An 18611-nucleotide genomic window follows, 5' to 3' on the forward strand; every position below is an offset into this window, starting at 1 on the left:
CGATCGGAACCGCCCCGCCTCATCCCGCGAAATTGACATCGGCGACGCATGACAGGTCGAGGAACGACAGTGCCGGATGACAGCGCCCAGGATCAGTGGAATCGGGGCACTCGCACGGGTGAATTCGGGGCGACAACGCCTGCGATCCTGATCCTCGGGTCGCGGGGCATCCCGGCGGCTTACGGCGGGTTCGAGACCTTCGCGGAGCGTTTGGCCCTCTACCTCGTCGCCCGCGGATGGCGGGTGGGCGTCTATTGCCAGAACGACGTGGACGCGGTGCGGCAGCGCTTCCGCACGGAGCACTGGAAAGGCGTGGAGCTGATCCAGATCGAGGTCGCCGGGCACGGGCCGTCCGCGACACTTCTCTTCGACGCCTACACCGTCCTCGACGCCGCGCGGCGCGACGCCGTGTGTCTCGTGCTCGGCTACAACAGCGCCGTCCTGCTTCCGTATCTGCGGTTATGGGGGCGCAAGGTCCTGACCAACATGGACGGGATCGAGTGGCGCCGCCCCAAATGGTCGCGCGCGATCCGCGCATGGTTCTGGATCAACGAATGGATCGCCGCGTGGTCGTCGCAACGGCTGATCGCCGACCACCCCAAGATCGCCGACCATCTGGCGACGCGGCGTCCCCGCCGGTCCATCGTCACGATCCCCTATGGCGGCGATCCGATCGCGCACCGTGATCCCGCGCCGCTCGCGCGGCTGGGGCTGACCAAGGATGGCTATCTGGTCTCGATTGCCCGGATCGAGCCGGACAACAACATCCTCGCCATCGTGCAAGCCTTCTCGCGTAAGCGTCGCGACTGCCGACTGGTGGTCGTCGGCGGGCTCGATGGGAGCAATGCGTACCACGCGGCGATCCGCGCGGCCGCGAGCGACGAGGTGATCTTCACCGGGGCGATCTACGACCCGGAGACCGTGGCCGCCCTGCGCGGACATGCCCGCGCCTATCTCCACGGCCACACGGTCGGCGGGACCAACCCGTCCCTGGTCGAAGCGCTGTGGGCCGGCAACGCGGTGCTCGCGCACGACAACGCCTTCAATCGCGGCACGGCCGGCGCGTCGCAGTTGTATTTCACGGATGTCGACAGCTGCGAGCGGGGGATCGAGATGATCCTGCGCGACGACGTCCTCGTGGCGCGGGCCCGCGCGGCCGCCCTCACGCAGGCTTCCGAGCATTTCGTGTGGGACGACATCCTGCGCGCCTACGAGGCCGAATGCCTCGCCGCGTGGGAGACGGCCCATCGGAACGACGGCAAGCGGTCTCACGCCGGGAACGCGGCGCCCGAGGCATGAATGTGCCGGCTGACCGCCGTTCCAGACCGTGGCGCCTCGGCCTGCTGGCCGAGCGATACGCCATGCCCGCGCTGGATTTCGCGCGCCTGCGCAGGGCCGGGCAGCGTCTGGGGCTTCCGTCGATCAGCGCGACGACCCTGCGCGACTACGCGCACCTGTTCAGCGGCTCGATGGGGCGGCTCTGCCTCTCGCTCCTGTATTTCCTGTGCCTGACGCACGGGCTGAGCATCGTCGATTTCGGGTTCTTCGCCGGCGCGGTGGCCGTCGGCACCGTGCTGGCTCGCCTCGCGGCGTTCGGGTACGGGTCCAACCTCTTCCAGGTCGGCGCGATCCGCCCCCGGCTGCTCGGGCATTACTATGCCAATTACCTGCTCTGGCTGTCGGCCAGCATCCTGCCCTGCGGGCTCCTGGCCTGGCTGAGCTACCAGCTGTTCTTCGATCAGCCGGATCGCCTCCTGCCCTACTTCCTGATCGTCGCCTCGGAGGTGCTGCCCTGGCGGATGATCGACACCGCCTCGACGGTCAGCAGCGGTCTCGGCCGCTTCGATCACGCCTCCCTGGCGTTCAACATCGGCGCGGTCTGCAAGGCGGCGATGGCGATCCTCTTCCTGTTCCTGCCGGGCTCGACGCTCATGGAATGGGCGGTGCTCTACCTCGTCAGCAATACCCTGGCTCTAGGGCTGATCCTCGTCTTCCTCCTGCCGCGCAGGCGGTTGCGCTGGCGCCGGAGCGCGACGCTGCTACGCGCCCGCAACGCCCTCGCGCTCAGCGGATCGGGGCTCGCCTACACGCTGCAGGCCGAAATCGACAAGGTGCTGGTGCTGACCTTCGGCGGCGGGGTCGCGGCGGGCATGTACGCCATCTGCATCCGCGTCATCGACCTCACGGCCGTGCCCATCCGGGCGTTCAACGTCCTGATGATCCAGCGGGTGCTGGTGAACCGCAGCAGCATGGCGGGAAGGCGGTCCAAGGTCGTCGTGGAACTGATGATCGCCGCCGTCTCGACCCTCGCCTATGGCGGCATCGTCGTCGCCCTCTGGTTCGCGCCGAACCTGCTGGGCCACGAGGTCGCGAAGGCCGTGGGCCTGCTCGGCCTGCTCTGGCTGGTGCCGGCGCTGCGCAATCTGATCGAGTACCAAGTCGAGCTGCTCTACGCGAACGGCCGCATGACGACGACGTTCTACGTCGCCCTGGCGGTGACGGTGGTGAAATCGGCCCTGATGATCGCCGTGTTCTGGCATTTCGCCGGAGACGGCGAGTGGATCACGCCGGTGAACTTCGTCTTCCTGGCGTCCTATCTGGTCTCGACGGTGATGACCTACCGGGCGCTGCGCGACCCGCCCGCGATCCCGCGCGAGGCCCCGTGACCATCCCGCTGCCCACGACGCCCATGCGGATCGCCTTCCTCACGACCCTCGTGCCGAACACCCTGCGCACGGGCAGCGAGATCGCCACGCGGGCGATCCTGTCGGTGCTGGAGGACCTTGGACACGAGGTGACGCTCTTCGCCTATGGCCGCGCCCCGTTCCATGTCGCCTCGCCCGTGGAGACGGTGCTCCTCGCGACGATCCCGGTCGAATCCGCGACCGCGCCGCGCCGCGAACAGGCGGCCTGGGCGTGGCGCTCCCTCCGCTCCGGCCTGCCGATCTCGTCGGAAAAGTACAATTACCTCCCGCCGGATCGTCTCGAAGCGGAGATCGCCCGCACGAACCCCGATCTGCTGATCGTGGATCACGTGAACCTCTATCCGTTCGTCACGGGACTGGCGCGGCGCCTGCCCCTCGGCGTCATCTTCCACGACGTGCAGGCCATTTCCTACGCGATGGTCGCGGAGAACTCGGCGCGTCCATGGTGGCGGGCCATCTACGCCCGCGAGGCCCGGCTGAATGCCCGCCTGGAGCGCCGCGCCGGGGCGGAGGCGCGGTTCTCGCTCTTCCTGTCGGAGGCCGATGCCAAGGAGGCGCGCAGGCGGTTCGGCATCGCCGCGCCGGCAGTGCTGCCGCTGTTCTTTCCCACCCCGCCGGAGCCGGCCCCCGCCCTCGCGCCGGACTACGATATCGGCCTGATCGGCACATGGAGCTGGCCCCCCGTGCGCCAGGGGATGGCGTGGTTCCTCGATGAGGTCGTGCCGCGCCTGCCGCCCGATCTCAGCATCGCCGTCGCCGGATCGGGCTCGGAAACGTTGCCCGCCGGCCGCGTCCAACGCCTCGGGCTGGTGCCGTCCGCCCGCGCCTTCCTGGCGAGCCTGCGCGTTTCCGCCGTGCCGACCACTGCGGGGACCGGCGTTCAGATCAAGACCCTCGAACTCGCCGCGACGGGCACGCCCGCCGTCTCCACGCCGCTCGGCGTGCGCGGGCTCGACGGGCTACCGGAAACGATCATCGTCGCGGACGGGCCGCAGGCCTTCGCCGACGCGCTGGCCGATGCCGTCCGCCGCCCGAAGCCCCGCGCCGCCGCCGCGGGTCACGCCTGGAACGAGGCCCGCCGCGAAGCGGCCCGGCGGACCCTGCACGACGCCCTGGCAAGGCTTTCCTGACGCGGCGGAAGGAGGACCGTCATGGCTTTTCGAGCGCGGATCGATCGTCGGACGGCGCTGCGGGGGGCGGCCCTCGGGGCCACCCTCGCGCTGGAACCGGCCGTCGCGGCGGCCGCGTCGCGGCCGAAGCCCCCTTCCATGCCCCTCGGCACCCCCGTGGGGTGCGCCGTCCAGGCCGAGCTTCTGAGTCAGGACGATGCCTACCGGCAGGCGATCATCCGCGACTGCGACATGGTCGTCACCGAAGATGCCCTGAAATGGGACCGGCTCCGCCCGAGCCGGGGCCGCTTCGATTTCACCGAGGGCGACGCCATCGTCCGCTTCGCGCAGGCCGCCGGTCTTTCCGTTCGGGGACACGCCCTCGTCTTCCACGGCCAAGTGCCGCCCTGGCTCGATACGCTGCGCACCCGTGCCGAGGCCGAAGCGGAGATGCGCAAACACATCACGACGGTCGTGGGCCATTATCGCGACAAGATCGCCTCCTGGGACGTGGTCAACGAGTTCACGGATGACAGCCCCGAGCGGGGGACCGGATTGCGGGACACGATCTGGCGCCGTCTGATCGGCGACAACTACATCGAGATGGCGCTGCGAACCGCCGCGCAGGCGGACCCTGCCGCGCAACTCGTCCTCAGCGACTACTTCCTCGAATTCGCGGGCGAGCATTACGATTCGCGGCGCGAGGTGATGCTCCGTACCGCCCAGGCCATGGTGACGAAGGGCGTGCCCCTGCACGGGATCGGGATGCAGGGACACCTCTATTCGGATCGCGTCGTGGACCGGGAGGCGGTCGGCCGCTTCGTCAGGGAGGTCCGGGCCCTCGGCCTCGTGGTGCTCGTGACCGAACTCGACGTCATCGATCAGACCTTCCCGGCCGATCTGCGCCAGCGCGACGACCTCGTGGCCCAGCAAGCCTTTGAACTCCTCGACGCCATCTCGGCGGCCGGCGGCGCCGACGCGGTGCTGACCTGGGGCCTGCGCGACCGCGACAGCTGGACCCGCTGGCACAAGCCGCGCCCCGATGGCCTGCCCACACGCTCGCTCCCCCTCGACGACGACCTGAAGCCCAAACCCCTGCACCACGTCGTGCAGCACTTCCGGCGCCGCGTCGTGGCGAGCGAACCCCCGACCGGGAATACGAAGCGGCTGCCGTGAATTCAGTAATTCGACCTCATTGATGCACCCGAAACAATCCGACTATCTCGAACCATGGCCCTTCGAGGTGCGTGAGATGGCAAGCGGCCCGTCGCGTCTCCGTCCGGTCGTCGCCGAGCGCGACAACCGTCTGCCCGCCTTCCTACGACGTGACATTCCCTCCGACGCGGCGATTGTCCTCGTGGCCCTCGAGTTGCACTATCGCAAATATGCTATCCCCCTGGGACAATATCGATCCAGTGTCGGGACGAAATCAGGACTGACGGGACGTGCATAACACGGCATGTCCCAAGACGAGACAGGATGGCGGCGCGAGGTTGTGATGGACGCGAAGAGCAGCGACCCGATTTTCACCGATTGGTCCGACCAGCACACGGCGCTCTGGGGGCACCAACCCCTACGCCTGCAGCACCGCCTGCACACGATGCCGCTCTTCTCGCGTGAATCGCTGGCGCAGCTGATCGATACCTATCCGCGCGATCAGTACAGCCTGATCCATATGGGCGGGCGCGGCGGCCGGCGCTTCTGGCGCGAGGGCGACACCGGCGGCCTCCCCGGCGAGGCGGTGATCGACGCGATCTCCAAGGGCCGGATGTGGCTGAACCTGCGCAACGTCCTGAAGGTGGACAAGCGGTTCGCCGACGTGGCCGATGCCGTCTTTGCGGAGATGGCCCAGCGTCTGCCGGGCTTCTCGACGCGCCATCGCAGCGCGGGCATCCTGATTTCATCTCCGGGGGCGCAGGTCTATTACCACGCCGACTTGCCCGGCCAGCATCTCTGGCAGTTGATCGGCCGCAAGCGGGTCTATGTCTATCCGAACTCGCCGCCCTTCCTGACCGACCGTCAGTTGGAGGATATCGCCCTCTTCGAGATCGAGGTCGATCTGCCCTACGAGCCCTGGTACGACGAGCATGCCCGCGTGCTCGATCTGGAGCCGGGCCAGATGTTGAGCTGGCCGCTGAACGCACCGCATCGGGTCGAAAACCTCGATTGCCTGAACGTCTCGATGACGGTCTCCTTCACCAACGAGGAGATTCATCGGTTGCAGAACCTGAACCTCGCCAACGGCCTGCTCCGGCATCGGCTCGGCATCGCGCCGAAAAGCCGTTCGATCTCTGGGCCGTCCTACTGGTCGAAGGCCGTCCTGCAGAAGGCTTTGCGCAACAGCCGCTGGGTCAAGCGCGAGCGCCATGCCCGACGGGTGGTCGATTTCCGGCTCGACGGCGCCAATCCCGGACAGATCATCGACGCCCAGGCGGCGGCGTGACCGTTCTGGATCGCGAACTCGGTCAGTCCCCCGCGCACGGTCTCGCCGGGCAGCCTGCGACCCCGGTCGAGTACCGGGTCGAGGTCGCACGGCAGGCCGGCGAGTCGGCGTTCCGTGGCGGCTTTTCGCCGACGATCTTCCAGACGGCGACGTGGCTCGACAGCTGGTACGAAACCCTGGCGGACCGGGACGACGTCACGACGCTCATCGTGACGATCCGCGATGGGCGGACCGGCGATCTCGCCATGGTGCTCCCCCTGGTGCTGCGGCGGATCGCTTCGTTGCGAGTGATCGAGTTCGCCGATCTCAATCTCACCGACTACAACGCCCCGATCTTGGGACCAGCCGCGCCGCGCGGGCGGGCCGAGGCGATCCGGCTGTGGCGCGCCGTCCGCCGCGCCCTGCCGCGCGCCGACCTGATCCGCCTCGCCAAGATGGAGGCCGACCAGCGCCAGCGGCCGAACCCGCTCACCCTGCTGCCGGGCGCCGTCGCCTGCGCCCTGAACGGCAACGTCATCCGGATCGACGGCGATTACGACGGATGGCGGCGGTCGGGCCTCGAGAAGACCGTGCGCAAGGAGCTGGAGCGCAGCTGGCGGGTTTTCTCAAAGAATCCCGGCGCGGCTTTCGTGCGTGTGACGGAGCCTGAGCACGCGCAGCGATTGCTGGCGGCGATCGACCGGCGCCAGGAAACGCGGATGGCGTCGCTGGGGACGGAATACTTCCTCAACGAGCCCGACGTCGCAGCGTTCTACCGCCGGCTGGTGGAACGGGCGCTCGCCGACGGCAGCGCCGTGCTGACAGCGCTGATGGCGGACGACGGTGCCGAACAGGAGATGGTGGCGGGTCTTCTCGGACTGCGCCAGGGCGACCGCTACATCATGATCCGCATTGGCCAGACGGGCGGCCGTTGGGCGAATTGCTCGCCGGGCCGTTTGATCATCGAGCGGACCATGGCGGCCCTGCACGCAGAGGGCGTCCGCACCTTCGATTTCAGCATCGGTAATTACGATTACAAGCGCCGCTTCGGCTGCGAGACGCTACCGCTCGTGGACTTCGTTCGGCCCCTGAGCTGGCGCGGTCTCGCACCCGCCGCCCGCGCCCTCCTCGTCGGCCACCTGCGGACCCGCCCGGAGCTTGACCGCCGGATGCGGACATGGCTCGGCCGGTTCAGTGCGTTCAAGCTCTGAACCGGTTCGGTCGTGATCGGCTCAGTTTTGTAGGGGATCTTTTGCGGATCAGCGCTTTAGGCCGCTGATGGTGCCCAGGAAAGGACTCGAACCTTCACCTCTTGCGAGACTGGTACCTGAAACCAGCGCGTCTACCAATTCCGCCACCTGGGCTCGCCGTCGGCCTTGGCCGGCGACGGGGTTCGTTTAGGCGGCGCAGGGGCCTGCGTCAATCGCGATTCCGCCGCGCCGCCATTTTCTTCGGCTCAGGCGTTCGGCCACTCGCGGATATCCACGAAACGGCCCGCCACCGCCGCCGCCGCCGCCATCGCGGGGGAGACGAGATGCGTGCGGCCGCGCGGACCCTGGCGGCCCTCGAAGTTGCGGTTCGAGGTCGAGGCGCAGCGCTCACCCGGCCGCAGCTTGTCCGGGTTCATGCCCAGGCACATCGAGCAGCCCGGCTCACGCCAGTCGAAGCCCGCCGCCTTCAGGATCTTGTCGAGACCCTCGGCCTCCGCCTGCGCCTTCACGAGGCCCGAGCCCGGCACGATCATGGCCGAGACGTTCTGGTGGACCTTGCGCTCGCCCACCACCCGCGCGACCTCGCGCAGATCCTCGATCCGCCCGTTGGTGCAGGAGCCGATGAACACGCGGTCGAGGGCGATGTCGGTGATCCGGGTGCCCGGCGTCAGGCCCATATAGGCCAGCGCCTTCTCCTTGGATTGCCGCTTGTTCTCGTCGGCGATCGCGGCCGGATCCGGGATCAGGCCCTGGATCGAGATCACGTCCTCGGGGCTCGTGCCCCAGCTCACCAGCGGCGGCAGGTTGGCCGCGTCGAGGCGCACCTCGCGGTCGAAATGGGCGCCCTCGTCGGTCACGAGGCTTTCCCAATAGGCCCGCGCGCGGTCGTAGGCCTCGCCCTTCGGCGACTTCGGCCGGTCCTTCACGTAGGCGAAGGTGATCTCGTCGGGGGCGACCATGCCGGCGCGGGCGCCGCCCTCGATCGACATGTTGCAGATGGTCATCCGGCCCTCCATCGAGAGGGCGCGGATCGCCTCGCCGGCATATTCCATCACATGGCCGGTACCGCCGGCCGTGCCGATCTCGCCGATGATCGCGAGAATGATGTCCTTGGCCGTCACCCCCGCCGGCAGCTTGCCGTCGACGGTGATCCGCATGTTCTTGGCCTTCTTCTGCACCAGCGTCTGCGTGGCGAGAACATGCTCGACCTCCGAGGTGCCGATGCCGTGGGCCAGCGCGCCGAAGGCGCCGTGCGTCGAGGTGTGGGAATCGCCGCAGACGATGGTCTGGCCCGGCAGGGTGAAGCCCTGCTCCGGCCCGATGATGTGGACGATGCCCTGGCGGCGGTCGAGGGCATCGTAGAACTCGATGCCGAAGTCGCGCACGTTCTCGGCCAGCGCCTCCAGCTGGATGCGGCTGTCCGGATCGTCGATGCCCTTCGTGCGGTCCGAGGTCTGCACGTTGTGATCCACGACCGCGAGCGTCTTGCCCGGCGCGCGGACCTTGCGGCCGGCGACGCGAAGCCCCTCGAACGCCTGGGGGCTCGTCACTTCGTGTACGAGGTGACGGTCGATGTAGAGGAGGCTGGTGCCGTCCGGCTGGACATCGACGACGTGGTCGTCCCAGATCTTGTCGTAGAGGGTGCGAGGGCTGGTCATGGTCTTGCTGTCTTCGGGAATGGCCTCGGCGGCGCTGTCGCTCCTGTCCGAAGCTCCTTAGTAAGGATCGGCGGGCGTTTTCGGAAGAGGCGTCGCATGCCGGTTCTAGCGGAAGCCCGACACAACAGCGTATGCCCTCGCTCGCACCGCTCTCCTCCCCGCCTTTTTCCGACACGAGGCCCGCCACGATGCCCGGAGCCGAGCCCGCCGAGATCCTGCTCCTGCGCAGGATGCATCCGCTGGTCGAGAGCACCCTCGACAGCCGCTTTACGGTCCACCGCCTCGACGGCACGGCCGATCCCGAGGCGCTGCTGCGCGAGGTCGGGCCGCGCATCCGGGGCCTGTGCGTCGGCGGCGGCGTGGACGGCGCGCTGATGGACCGCCTCCCCGCCCTCGAACTCATCGCGAATTTCGGCGTGGGCTACGATGCGGTCGATGCGAAGGCCGCCGCGCAACGGAACATCGTCGTCACCAACACCCCCGACGTGCTGACCGACGAGGTCGCAGACCTCGCCGTCGGCCTCGTCCTGGCAACGATCCGCCGGCTACCGCAGGCCGACCGCTACCTGCGCGAGGGCCATTGGCCCAAGGCGCCCTTCCCGCTCACCGCCTCCCTGCGCGGCCGGCGGGTCGGTATCCTCGGGCTGGGCCGGATCGGGCGCGCCATCGCCAAGCGGCTCGAAGGCTTCGAGGTCGAGATCGCCTATTACGGCCGCAACCGGCAGGAGGGCGTGGCCTACGCCTATCACGACAGCCCCGTCGGCCTCGCCAAGGCGGTGCATGTGCTGATCGTCGTGGCGCCCGGCGGTGCCGAGACGAAGAACCTCGTGGATGCCGAGGTGCTTCAGGCCCTCGGGCCGGAGGGCATTCTCGTCAACGTGGCGCGCGGCAGCGTGGTCGATGAGGATGCGCTGATCGCGGCGCTGAAGGCCGGCACGATCCACGGGGCCGGGCTCGACGTGTTCGAGAAGGAGCCGCATGTCCCCTCCGAACTGATGGCGCTGGAGAACACCGTGCTGCTGCCGCATGTCGGCTCGGCCTCGGAGCACACCCGCACCGCAATGGCACAGCTCGTCGTGGACAACGTGCTGTCGTGGTTCGAGGGGCGCGGGCCGATCACCCCCGTCGCCGAGACGCCCTGGAGCCCGAAGGCGTGACGCGCACCACCCCCCTCGTCCTCGCGGCGGCCCTGGTGCTCGCGCCGGTCGCGGCGTTCGCGCAGCAGGATGCGATGTCCCCCGCGCTGGGCTTCTCCCTCGGCTCGCAGCCGCCGGAGAACACCCTCACGCCGCCGCCGGCCCCGCCGACGCCCGCCGCCGTCCCGATGACACCGGCCTTCCCTGAGGACACGCTGCCGACCAAGGTCGCGGAGGTGCCCGGCACCTGGGACCTGTCACGCGACGGCACGAACCGCCGCTGCGTGATGACGCTGCTGCCGGACAGGGGCCCGGCCGGACAGAAGGTGAATTTCCCCGCCGGATGCCGCCGGTCGCTGCCCTTCATGGCCAATGTGGCCGGATGGCTCTACTCCGAGGATGCGGTGCGGCTGGTGGACGCCAATGTCCGTCCGGTGCTGCCGTTCAAGCGCCGCCAGGACCGCCGCAGCTATGCCGCCACGGAGAACGGCGAGACCTACAGCCTCGTGCCCCTCGACACGGCGGGGATGCGCCCGCCCGGCGCCGAGCCGCCGCCGGCAGACACGGTAGCGATGCCGGCTGCCGTGCCGTCCCTGGGGGAGCCCACCACGGCAGCGGCGGCCCCCGCCCCCATTCCGGCGTTGTTGCAGCAGGCCGGGACCTACCGCCTCGACCGGCTGCGCCAGCAGGGCACCTGCCGCCTCGGCCTCGCGGCGGACGGCACGGTGAAACTCCTGCCGGGGTGCCGCGACGACGGGATGGAGGTCTTCGATCCCGTGACGTGGCGCTTCGCCAACGGCCGGATGACGATGGTGGCCAAGCGCGGCCACACGATCGATCTCGTCCCGAACGGGGATGGCGGCTGGCGACGCGATCCGGAAACAGGCGTCACCCTGGTCCTGCGCAAGGTGACGCCGTAGGGCTCAGCGGCTGCCGCGCCCGTCCTGCACCGGCAGCATCCGCTCCAGCAGGCCGTCGCGGCGGATCACGAGGTGCCACGCCGTGCCGGCGATGTGCAGCGCGACGAGGAGATACACGGCGAACTGGCCGAAGACGTGCACCGCCTCGAAGGCGTTGTGCAGGGCCTCGTTCTTCTCCAGTCCGGGGATGGTGAAGAGCCAGAAATACGGGGTCGAGCGGCCGGAGAAGGCGCTGAGCAGGTAGCCGCTCACCGGCATGATCAGGAAGATCGCGTAGAGCAGCCAGTGGTTGACCCGGGCGATGAGTTCGAGACCCTTCGGCGTCTTGGGATCGGCCGGCGCCGGGCTGATCATCCGCCACACGATGCGGATCACCACCACCGCGAGGATCGTCAGGCCCGTCGACTTGTGGAGCACGAACATCGTGCCCTTCGACTCGCCGTTCGGAAGCGCCAGGGCGACCCAGGCGAGGGGCAGGATGGCGAGGAACAGGACGACCGTCAGCCAGTGCAGCGCCTGGGAGAGCGGGTTGTAGCGGGGAATACCGGAGGCGGTGGTGTAGGTCGCCGGAAGGACGGGGCCGCCGCCCTGCCGCGACGGAATCGAGGAACCAGACATGCACCCTCCGGACGATCGCTCGCCGCGACGCGGCGCCGGCCGAAGGGTGGCACCGAGCATTGCAGCGTGTCGAGCGGTTCTAACCTGCGGAGGTTTCGAACGTGTGTCGCGCCGTTGTCGCGGCCTCGGCCGCACGGGCGACGTCGATGAGCGCCGAGAGTTCGCTTGCCGCCGCCGTGATCCGCTTGGCGATGGCCGGGTCGGTCACGGTCTCATGGGTGATGCAGTCCGGCCCGGCATAGACCGAAGTCGGCGCCACATGGGCGGCGAAGAAGCCGAAGAGCGGGCGCATCGCATTCTCGACGACCAGCGCGTGGCGCAGCCCACCGCCGGTGGCGGTCAGCACCACCGGGCGACCGGCGAGCTTCGCCGGGTCGATGAAATCGAAGACGTGCTTGAACAGGCCCGCATAGCCGCCCTGATAGACCGGCGTGCCGAGGATGAGGGCGTCCGCCGATTCGATGGCGTCGATCATCCGCGCGGCGGGCAGGGTCAGGTCCGAGCGCTGGGTCGCGCCGAGGCCGGGGCCGGCGTCGAGGAGATCGTAGACTCGCAGGTCGATCCGGCGCAGGCGGAAGAGTTCGGCCGCCACCGCCTCGACGAGGAAGCGTGTCCGGGCCGGGCGCTTGGCGCTGGCGGCGAAGGCGACGACGCGGGGAACGCGCGGCGTGAGTGTCACGATGGTACACCTTTGAATCAGGTGGGGCCGGTGGCGCAAGGAACGGGCCGCCCACCAGACAAGTAGTGTAGCGGCTTCGGGTTGCGATGCGTCTCCGCTCAGTCGTTCAGCCGCCAGACGTGGCTGCGCTTCACTTCGGCATCCTCCAGGCTGCGCATCACCGGCACCGTATAGGTGGCGAGACAAGTGAGCCTGTCCTTCGGCAGATAGGTGCGGCCGGGATCGCCGATCAGCACCGTGCGCCCCTCGCGCTGCAGGCCGGTGAGCCAGTCCGTGACCATCGCGGCGACGTCGCGCTCGTAGAAGACATCCGCCGCGAGGACGATGTCGGCGTCGAAGGGGGCGCCGATCAGGTTGGCCTGCGTCGGCGCGATCCGTTCGGAGACACCGTTCTGTGCCGCATTGAGGCGGATCGCCGCGACGGCGAAGCCGTCGAGGTCGCTCGCGGTCACGTGGTGGGCGCCGGCCATGCAGGCCGCGATGGCGCAGAGGCCGGAGCCGGAGGCGAAGTCCACCACCCGCTTGCCGGCCACGAGGGCGGGGTTGTCGAGGAGGTAGCGGGCCAGGGCCTGCCCACCCGCCCAGGCGAAGGCCCAGAAGGGCGGCGGCAGGCCGATCTCCTGAAGCTCGTCCTCCGTGCGCTGCCACAGCGCGGTCGCCTCATCGGCGACGTGCAGGCGGATCTCCGGCGCGTGCGGTACCGGCAGCAGGCGCGTGTTGGTTCGAATGAATCCTTCGGGATCGTCGGGCGGGCGCATGGTCACGTATCCAGAAGGTCGCGCCAGAGGCGGCAGGTGGCGTCCGTCACGGCCGTCTCGGTGAAGCCGCCAGTCTCGATCCGCGCGCGGGCGCCCTCGCCCATCCGGGCGACGAGGGCCGGGTCGGCGGCGAGGCGAGACAAAGCCGCAGCGAGCGCCGCCGCATCACCCGGCTGGACGATCAGCCCCTCGACGCCGTCGCGCACCAGGGCGCGGCAGCCCGGCACGTCGGTGGTCACGCAGGCGCGTCCCGCGGCGGCGGCTTCGAGGAGGCTGCGCGGCAGGCCTTCACCGCCGCGCGAGGGCAGGCAGGCGACGTGATGCGCGGCCCAGACCGAGGCCACGTCGCGCGTCGCCCCGTGCCACGTGATCCCCTCCCCGTTCCAGGATTGGAGCGTCGCCTCGGGGATCGCCCGGCGGTTGCCGGGATCGGGCGCGCCGTAGAGCGAGAGTTCGACCGGCGCACCGCCCTGCCGCGCGAGGCGGACGGCCTCGACGGCGATATCCACGCCCTTCGACCAGAGCATCCGCGCCACGAGGGCCACCCGCAGGGGCGGGAGCGGCGGCAGGGGCGTCGGCGCGTAGAGCGCGGGGTCGATGCCCGCGCCGCCCACCACCGTCACCGTGCGGTCGGACGGGTCGAGGCCGAGCGCCAGGGCGTCGTCCGGGTTCTCGAACAGGAAGCGCGTGCGGCGGGAGGCGAGCGGCCCCCGGATCAGCGCCCGCAAGGCGAGACGCCCGGTGCGGCCGATGCTGTCCTCGCGGGCGCCGATCAGCCCGAGGCCGGTGACGGCGAAGACCCGGCCGGACACCCCCGCCATCGCCGCCGCCGTACCCCCGACCAGGATCGAGCGGAGGGCGATGCAATGGACGATGTCCGGCTTCAGCGCCTTCAGGATCGCGGCGAGCTGCCCCGCCGCGTAGCCGGCCGCCATCGGGTTGAGGCTCGACCGCTCGGCCTCGAACGGCACGACGCGGGCGCCCGTCGCGGCGATGATCTCGGCGTGGTCGCGCACCCGCGCCACGACCGACACTTGGAGGCCCATCGCCACCGCCGCCCGCGCCATCGGCAGGAAGTGCGAGGCGAAGAACCAATCCTCGGTGGCGATGAAGACGAGGCGGCGCGGCGAGTCGGTGTTCTCCATCGCCCGGTCCTGCACCGCCTGGGCCTGAAACGGAAGTCGCACCCGGAACGCGGCTTCGGCATCCAAGTTGTCGGAAGCCGGAAAGTCCGGCCCGGTACGGGAGGGTTTTCACCATGGCCGCGGTGGAATTGGCCGAGCGCGGCGGCGACCTGAAACACGCCGCCGAGGAAGCCGGGCTCGTCTACATGGACGACAGCCGCCCCGGCCTCACCCGCCGCCGCAGCGGCAAGGGTTTCAGCTACCGCGACCCCAAGGGATCGCCCGTGCGCGACGGGGCGACGCTGGAGCGCATCAAGAAGCTCGCCATCCCGCCGGCCTATGTCGATGTGTGGATCTGCCCGCGCCGCAACGGCCACATCCAGGCCACCGGTCGGGATGCCAAGGGCCGCAAGCAGTACCGCTACCACCCGGATTTCCGGCAGGCGCGCGAGGCCGACAAGTTCTCGCGCATCATGAGCTTCGCCGACGCCCTGCCCAAGGTCCGCGAGCGGATCGACGCCGACATGCGGCGCAGGGGCCTGCCGCGCGAGAAGGTGCTCGCCACCGTCGTCCACCTGTTGGAGACGACGCTGATCCGCGTCGGCAACGATGACTACGCCCGCACCAACCGCAGCTACGGCCTGACGACGCTCCGCGACCCGCATGTGAAGATCGCAGGCGCGGAACTGAGCTTCCGCTTCATGGGCAAGAGCGGCAAGGAATGGAACGTCTCGCTCAAGGACAAGCGCGTCGCGCGCATCGTGAAGGCCTGCCAGGACCTGCCCGGCCAGGAACTGTTCCAGTACATCGATGAGGACGGCATCCAGCGCGACGTCACCTCGTCCGACGTGAACGCCTACCTCCGTGAGATCACCGGGGAGGATTACACCGCCAAGGACTTCCGCACCTGGGCCGGCACGGTGCTGGCCGCCCTCGCGCTGCGCGCCTTCGAGGCGTTCGACAGCGAGGCCGGCGCCAAGCGCAACGTGCGCCAAGCGATCGAGGACGTCGCCCAACGCCTCGGCAACACCCCGACCATCTGCCGGAAGTGCTACATCCATCCCGAGGTGCTGGATTGCTACCTCGAAGGGGCGCTGCTCGATCAGATGAGCGGCGCGGTCCAATCCGAACTCACCGAGGATCCCGGCAAGCTCCGCGCGGAGGAAGCGGCCGTGCTCGGCCTGCTGCAATCGCGTCTGGCCCGTGTCCGCAAGGAGCTCAAGACCAAGCAGAGACGGCGTTCGGCGGCCAAGGCCGCCTGAACGCGTTTCAGTGGCGGGAGGAGTGATCCTCCTGCGAGCCCTGGCGCGGCTCGGCGCTGCGGCGGACGGGCTCCGCATCGACCACGGGCGACAGGCCGAGCTGGCGCGCGAGGGAGACGAGATCCTTCAGCCGGCCGGTCTGCGTCTTGCGCCGGAGATTGAGGCGGTGCGTCTCCACCGTGCGCACGCTGAGGGCGAGGCGGCGGGCGACTTCCTTGTTGCTGAAGCCGGCGCTGAGGAAGCGCAACACTTCCGCCTCACGGGGCGTCAGGCCCTGCCCGTCCATCACCTCGGCCGCCGGAACCGGCTCCATCCGCACGAGGCAATCGGCGCCTTCCGCCAGCGCGACGATGGCGGCGCCGAGATCGCGCGGCGACTTGGAGCGCGCCACGAACGCATCCGCGCCCACCGCGAGCACGGCCCGCAGGTCGTCGGCGGTGAGCGCCTTGAACGACACGAGCACGCGCAGGCTCGGCTGACGCTCCTTGAGGCCGCTGATGCGCGCGACGCCATCCGCCAAGCGGGCCTCGTCGAGGAACACGAGGGCGACGGCCGGCCCGCCGTCATGGGCGAGGTCTTCCTCCCCGATGGTCGAGAATTCCGGCATGTGTTCGAGGCTGGCGCGCACCGTGGCGCTCAGGTCCTCGGGTTCATCCAAGATAAGGACGCCAATCGGCGTGGTCATGGTTATCGCACCCCGTATTCCCTGACCGGGACATTCCGGCCAAGTCGTCCGAAGTAGCTCCAAGATCCGTTCCACCCCCAAACCGCCGAAATTAAGGATTACTGCGCACATCCAGGGCCAGTTTTCCGCGAACTGGCCTGGTGCGGTGTTCGAAAAAGAGATTGCGTAAAATTGTAATGATTTCGACGCGCCGTTACGAGACGTTCGGACGGGACATCGGCACCAAGCTATTCCGGCGCGTCTCGGTCATCACGCGATTCCGGCCGGCGGCCTTGGCTTCGTAGAGCGCGACATCCGCCCGCTTGATGAGGGCCGGGACGGTGTCGGCCTCGGCCCAGGTGGAGACGCCGAAGCTGCAGGTCAGGCCGATCGTCCCGTCGCCGCAGGCGATGCGCAGCGCACGGACGCGCACCCGCAGGCCCTCGGCGTGGAAGAGCGCCGAGTCGAGGTCGCGCTCGGGCAGGAAGATGCCGAATTCCTCACCGCCGAGTCGGCCGACGATGCCGCTCTCGTTGAGGAGGCCCGCCACGGCGCGGATCGCCTCGTCGCCGACATCGTGGCCGTGCACGTCGTTGATGCGCTTGAAATGATCGATATCGACCACGATCAGCGAGGGCGGCCGCCCAGTGATGCCCCGCGCGATGGTGTTGTCGATGCGCTCGCGGAAGGTACGCCGGTTGAGCAGGCCCGTGAGGCCGTCCGTCTCCGCGAGGCGGATCAGCTCCTCCTGGAGCTTGGCCATGCGCTCGGCGGCGCGCAGCCGCGCATGCAACTCCTCGGCGCGCGGGGGCTTCTCGATGAAGTCGTCGGCGCCGCTATCCAGCGCCTCGGCGAGGTTGTGGACGCTGTTCGCGGAGGACATCGTGATGATGTGCAGGGGCCGCCTGTCCTCGGCGAGGAGCCGCACCGCCCAGCAGAGTTCGAGCCCGTTCATGGGCCGGACTTCGAGGCTGGTGATGAGCACCCGCACCTCCGGCACGTCCGTGAGGAAGGCCAGGGCTGCATCGGATTCGGTGAACTCGTGAACGGTATGCCCGCGCGCTTCGAGCAACGAGCCGATCACCCGCAGGACGACCTGGCTCGAATCGACGACGACGATCTGCATGGCGGTCCCGGTTCACCTTCCGGGCACCGTGAAAGCAAAAAGCTTAAGTCCGCGCCAACGGCGAAGGCCCCGCCGCCGATTACGCCCGATGGACGCTACTTCGTCGTACGCGGAAGGCTGTGGAGGTGCGCTGATCCGTCGCTGCCGGTAGGGCGGCGTAAAGCTTTCGTGTCCGCCCTGATGGACGCGCGGCGGGCGGTGGCCCAGGCCAAGCGCAGCGGCGATGCGGCATCCATGAAGGCGGCGCGCGCGGCGGTCGATGTGGCGAAGGTCGCCCTCGGCGAGCGCGGGCCGGTCTGGTGGCAGGACGGATCGCCCGACCTCAACCGGCACATGGCGCGCAACACGCTCTATGCCGGCTGGTACGAGACGGTCAGCGACGGGGAACGTTGACGTTCACGACCCGCACGTCGCCGGCATCACCCTCGCGGCGCGCCGTCTTCCGCGCACCGGGGGCATGGATCACCGTGAGGGTCGGCGCCCCGGTCGGCGGGGCCGCGATGCCGGATACGGTCGGCACGCCATAGGTGCCATAGCTCCACGGGGCCGGGACGATCCGGTTCGGGCTCGGCACCTGGGTGAAGGGCGCCCCGATATACTCGCCGGCCACGAAGGGCTCTGCGAAGCCCCTTCCATAGGCCACGCGGGGGATGCCGGTGCCGTAATAGCCGTAGGACCGATACCCTTCCGCTGCGGCGGGCAGCGCGAAAGGCAGGGTCGCCAGGACGGCGAAGAGGGTCAGTGTACGCGTACGCATGAAGGGGCTCCGGTGTCGGCCGGTCTCGAACCGGGAACGGGTCATCACCGATGTCGTTCCGGGCGCGGCGGCCCCGCCAGCCGCGCGGACTGCGTAAACGCCCGTTAACCCCGCCTAACGGCAGGTCGCGATCTTGCGGACGACCCAGCCCTCGCCTTCGAGCCAGAGGCGGCGGCGGGTGTGCGTGCAAACAGGCTGGCTCTCCGTCACCATCGCCGAGACCGGGCGGACGGTCGCCTCCGCCTGGGCGGCGGGCTGCTCCGTTTCCAAGGGGCGGGTCGAACGGGCCTGCGCAGAAGCCAACCCAAGGCCGACGCAGACGGCGCCGAGGCAAAGCGATCGCAACATGATGGTCCTGGACTGGTGCAGAGATCCGGCGGGGCCGCACCCGTAAAGCGCTGACCGGCCGGATTTGGTTGCATTGCCAAGGTTGCAGCTTCACGACGATTCGCGCCAGAGGCG

The 18611-nt window shown here is 69.2% G+C and carries 19 protein-coding genes and 1 tRNA gene; 10 read left to right on the top strand and 10 right to left on the bottom strand.

Annotation, left to right across the window (positions count from 1 at the left end; translation table 11 throughout):
- The first annotated feature begins 168 nt into the window (after nt 1–168).
- The 6 genes from ACXJ1Y_RS11575 (at nt 169) to ACXJ1Y_RS11600 (ending at nt 7447) form a co-directional block, all read left to right on the top strand.
- Entirely contained in the window at nt 169–1299 is a 1131-nt protein-coding gene (locus ACXJ1Y_RS11575; protein ID WP_463850095.1) for a DUF1972 domain-containing protein, read from the top strand.
- The gene (locus tag ACXJ1Y_RS11580; RefSeq protein WP_463846428.1) at nt 1296–2666 is read left to right on the top strand and encodes a lipopolysaccharide biosynthesis protein; all 1371 of its coding nucleotides are present in this window, start codon (nt 1296–1298) and stop codon (nt 2664–2666) included. The genes ACXJ1Y_RS11575 and ACXJ1Y_RS11580 overlap by 4 nt, the downstream gene beginning before the upstream one ends.
- A complete protein-coding gene (locus tag ACXJ1Y_RS11585; protein WP_463846429.1) occupies nt 2663–3835 on the top strand; it encodes a glycosyltransferase in 1173 nt (390 codons plus the stop codon). The genes ACXJ1Y_RS11580 and ACXJ1Y_RS11585 overlap by 4 nt, the downstream gene beginning before the upstream one ends.
- A 21-nt stretch (nt 3836–3856) precedes the next feature.
- Nucleotides 3857–4990: an endo-1,4-beta-xylanase gene (locus ACXJ1Y_RS11590; RefSeq protein ID WP_463846430.1), complete on the top strand. Its 1134-nt coding sequence runs from the start codon at nt 3857–3859 to the stop codon at nt 4988–4990.
- Between the two features lie 322 nt (nt 4991–5312).
- Nucleotides 5313–6257, top strand: coding sequence for a hypothetical protein (locus ACXJ1Y_RS11595; protein WP_463846431.1), 945 nt, complete (start codon nt 5313–5315; stop codon nt 6255–6257).
- A complete protein-coding gene (locus ACXJ1Y_RS11600) occupies nt 6254–7447 on the top strand; it encodes a GNAT family N-acetyltransferase (RefSeq protein WP_463846432.1) in 1194 nt (397 codons plus the stop codon). Before ACXJ1Y_RS11595 ends, ACXJ1Y_RS11600 begins: the two co-directional genes overlap by 4 nt.
- Before the next feature lie 68 nt (nt 7448–7515).
- Here the strand turns inward: ACXJ1Y_RS11600 and ACXJ1Y_RS11605 are convergent.
- Together ACXJ1Y_RS11605 and leuC are read right to left on the bottom strand one after the other, a co-directional pair.
- Nucleotides 7516–7600 (bottom strand) — tRNA-Leu (locus tag ACXJ1Y_RS11605).
- A gap of 92 nt (nt 7601–7692) precedes the next feature.
- Nucleotides 7693–9105: a 3-isopropylmalate dehydratase large subunit gene (gene leuC / locus ACXJ1Y_RS11610; RefSeq protein WP_463846433.1), complete on the bottom strand. Its 1413-nt coding sequence runs from the start codon at nt 9103–9105 to the stop codon at nt 7693–7695.
- 188 nt (nt 9106–9293) lie between these two features.
- Between leuC and ACXJ1Y_RS11615 the strand changes: the two genes are divergently transcribed.
- Together ACXJ1Y_RS11615 and ACXJ1Y_RS11620 are read left to right on the top strand one after the other, a co-directional pair.
- Nucleotides 9294–10262 (top strand): 2-hydroxyacid dehydrogenase, encoded by a 969-nt coding sequence (locus tag ACXJ1Y_RS11615; protein ID WP_463846434.1) that lies wholly within the window; start codon nt 9294–9296, stop codon nt 10260–10262.
- The gene (locus ACXJ1Y_RS11620) at nt 10259–11161 is read left to right on the top strand and encodes an AprI/Inh family metalloprotease inhibitor (protein WP_463846435.1); all 903 of its coding nucleotides are present in this window, start codon (nt 10259–10261) and stop codon (nt 11159–11161) included. The genes ACXJ1Y_RS11615 and ACXJ1Y_RS11620 overlap by 4 nt, the downstream gene beginning before the upstream one ends.
- A 3-nt stretch (nt 11162–11164) precedes the next feature.
- Here the strand turns inward: ACXJ1Y_RS11620 and ACXJ1Y_RS11625 are convergent, their stop codons facing one another.
- The 4 genes from ACXJ1Y_RS11625 to ACXJ1Y_RS11640 form a co-directional block, all read right to left on the bottom strand.
- Entirely contained in the window at nt 11165–11779 is a 615-nt protein-coding gene (locus ACXJ1Y_RS11625) for a cytochrome b (protein ID WP_463846436.1), read from the bottom strand.
- Between the two features lie 79 nt (nt 11780–11858).
- A complete protein-coding gene (locus tag ACXJ1Y_RS11630; protein WP_463846437.1) occupies nt 11859–12458 on the bottom strand; it encodes an NAD(P)H-dependent oxidoreductase in 600 nt (199 codons plus the stop codon).
- Nucleotides 12459–12556: 98 nt separating this feature from the next.
- Nucleotides 12557–13216: a class I SAM-dependent methyltransferase gene (locus ACXJ1Y_RS11635; RefSeq protein ID WP_463846438.1), complete on the bottom strand. Its 660-nt coding sequence runs from the start codon at nt 13214–13216 to the stop codon at nt 12557–12559.
- A gap of 2 nt (nt 13217–13218) precedes the next feature.
- Nucleotides 13219–14361, bottom strand: coding sequence for a glycosyltransferase family 4 protein (locus ACXJ1Y_RS11640; protein ID WP_463850096.1), 1143 nt, complete (start codon nt 14359–14361; stop codon nt 13219–13221).
- 113 nt (nt 14362–14474) lie between these two features.
- Between ACXJ1Y_RS11640 and ACXJ1Y_RS11645 the strand changes: the two genes are divergently transcribed.
- Complete coding sequence (locus ACXJ1Y_RS11645) at nt 14475–15602, top strand: DNA topoisomerase IB (protein WP_463846439.1); 1128 nt, start codon at nt 14475–14477, stop codon at nt 15600–15602.
- A 7-nt stretch (nt 15603–15609) separates the two neighbouring features.
- Here ACXJ1Y_RS11645 and ACXJ1Y_RS11650 read toward each other — a convergent pair whose 3' ends face one another.
- Nucleotides 15610–16287: a LuxR C-terminal-related transcriptional regulator gene (locus ACXJ1Y_RS11650; RefSeq protein WP_463846440.1), complete on the bottom strand. Its 678-nt coding sequence runs from the start codon at nt 16285–16287 to the stop codon at nt 15610–15612.
- 193 nt (nt 16288–16480) lie between these two features.
- Nucleotides 16481–17392, bottom strand: a complete 912-nt coding sequence (locus ACXJ1Y_RS11655) for a GGDEF domain-containing protein (RefSeq protein WP_463846441.1) — start codon at nt 17390–17392, stop codon at nt 16481–16483.
- Between the two features lie 168 nt (nt 17393–17560).
- Here ACXJ1Y_RS11655 and ACXJ1Y_RS11660 point away from each other — a divergent pair, with 168 nt between their 5' ends.
- The gene (locus ACXJ1Y_RS11660; RefSeq protein WP_463846442.1) at nt 17561–17785 is read left to right on the top strand and encodes a hypothetical protein; all 225 of its coding nucleotides are present in this window, start codon (nt 17561–17563) and stop codon (nt 17783–17785) included.
- Here the strand turns inward: ACXJ1Y_RS11660 and ACXJ1Y_RS11665 are convergent.
- On the bottom strand, nt 17766–18149 hold the full coding sequence (locus ACXJ1Y_RS11665; RefSeq protein WP_463846443.1) for a hypothetical protein: 384 nt from the start codon (nt 18147–18149) through the stop codon (nt 17766–17768). The genes ACXJ1Y_RS11660 and ACXJ1Y_RS11665 overlap by 20 nt on opposite strands.
- A 114-nt stretch (nt 18150–18263) precedes the next feature.
- Entirely contained in the window at nt 18264–18419 is a 156-nt protein-coding gene (locus ACXJ1Y_RS11670; protein ID WP_463846444.1) for a hypothetical protein, read from the bottom strand.
- Nucleotides 18420–18611 lie beyond the last annotated feature (192 nt).

This window comes from Methylobacterium sp. TK26 (assembly GCF_055361565.1).

What these genes read in the sequence shown, in the direction of transcription:
- ACXJ1Y_RS11655 (WP_463846441.1), bottom strand. Translation starts at nt 17,392, where the DNA reads ATGCAGATCGTCGTCGTCGATTCGAGCCAGGTCGTCCTGCGGGTGATC.
- ACXJ1Y_RS11580 (WP_463846428.1), top strand. Translation starts at nt 1,296, where the DNA reads ATGAATGTGCCGGCTGACCGCCGTTCCAGACCGTGGCGCCTCGGCCTG.
- ACXJ1Y_RS11590 (WP_463846430.1), top strand. Translation starts at nt 3,857, where the DNA reads ATGGCTTTTCGAGCGCGGATCGATCGTCGGACGGCGCTGCGGGGGGCG.
- ACXJ1Y_RS11645 (WP_463846439.1), top strand. Translation starts at nt 14,475, where the DNA reads ATGGCCGCGGTGGAATTGGCCGAGCGCGGCGGCGACCTGAAACACGCC.
- ACXJ1Y_RS11595 (WP_463846431.1), top strand. Translation starts at nt 5,313, where the DNA reads ATGGACGCGAAGAGCAGCGACCCGATTTTCACCGATTGGTCCGACCAG.
- ACXJ1Y_RS11615 (WP_463846434.1), top strand. Translation starts at nt 9,294, where the DNA reads ATGCCCGGAGCCGAGCCCGCCGAGATCCTGCTCCTGCGCAGGATGCAT.
- ACXJ1Y_RS11665 (WP_463846443.1), bottom strand. Translation starts at nt 18,149, where the DNA reads ATGCGTACGCGTACACTGACCCTCTTCGCCGTCCTGGCGACCCTGCCT.
- leuC (WP_463846433.1), bottom strand. Translation starts at nt 9,105, where the DNA reads ATGACCAGCCCTCGCACCCTCTACGACAAGATCTGGGACGACCACGTC.
- ACXJ1Y_RS11625 (WP_463846436.1), bottom strand. Translation starts at nt 11,779, where the DNA reads ATGTCTGGTTCCTCGATTCCGTCGCGGCAGGGCGGCGGCCCCGTCCTT.
- ACXJ1Y_RS11650 (WP_463846440.1), bottom strand. Translation starts at nt 16,287, where the DNA reads ATGACCACGCCGATTGGCGTCCTTATCTTGGATGAACCCGAGGACCTG.
- ACXJ1Y_RS11635 (WP_463846438.1), bottom strand. Translation starts at nt 13,216, where the DNA reads ATGCGCCCGCCCGACGATCCCGAAGGATTCATTCGAACCAACACGCGC.
- ACXJ1Y_RS11640 (WP_463850096.1), bottom strand. Translation starts at nt 14,361, where the DNA reads ATGGAGAACACCGACTCGCCGCGCCGCCTCGTCTTCATCGCCACCGAG.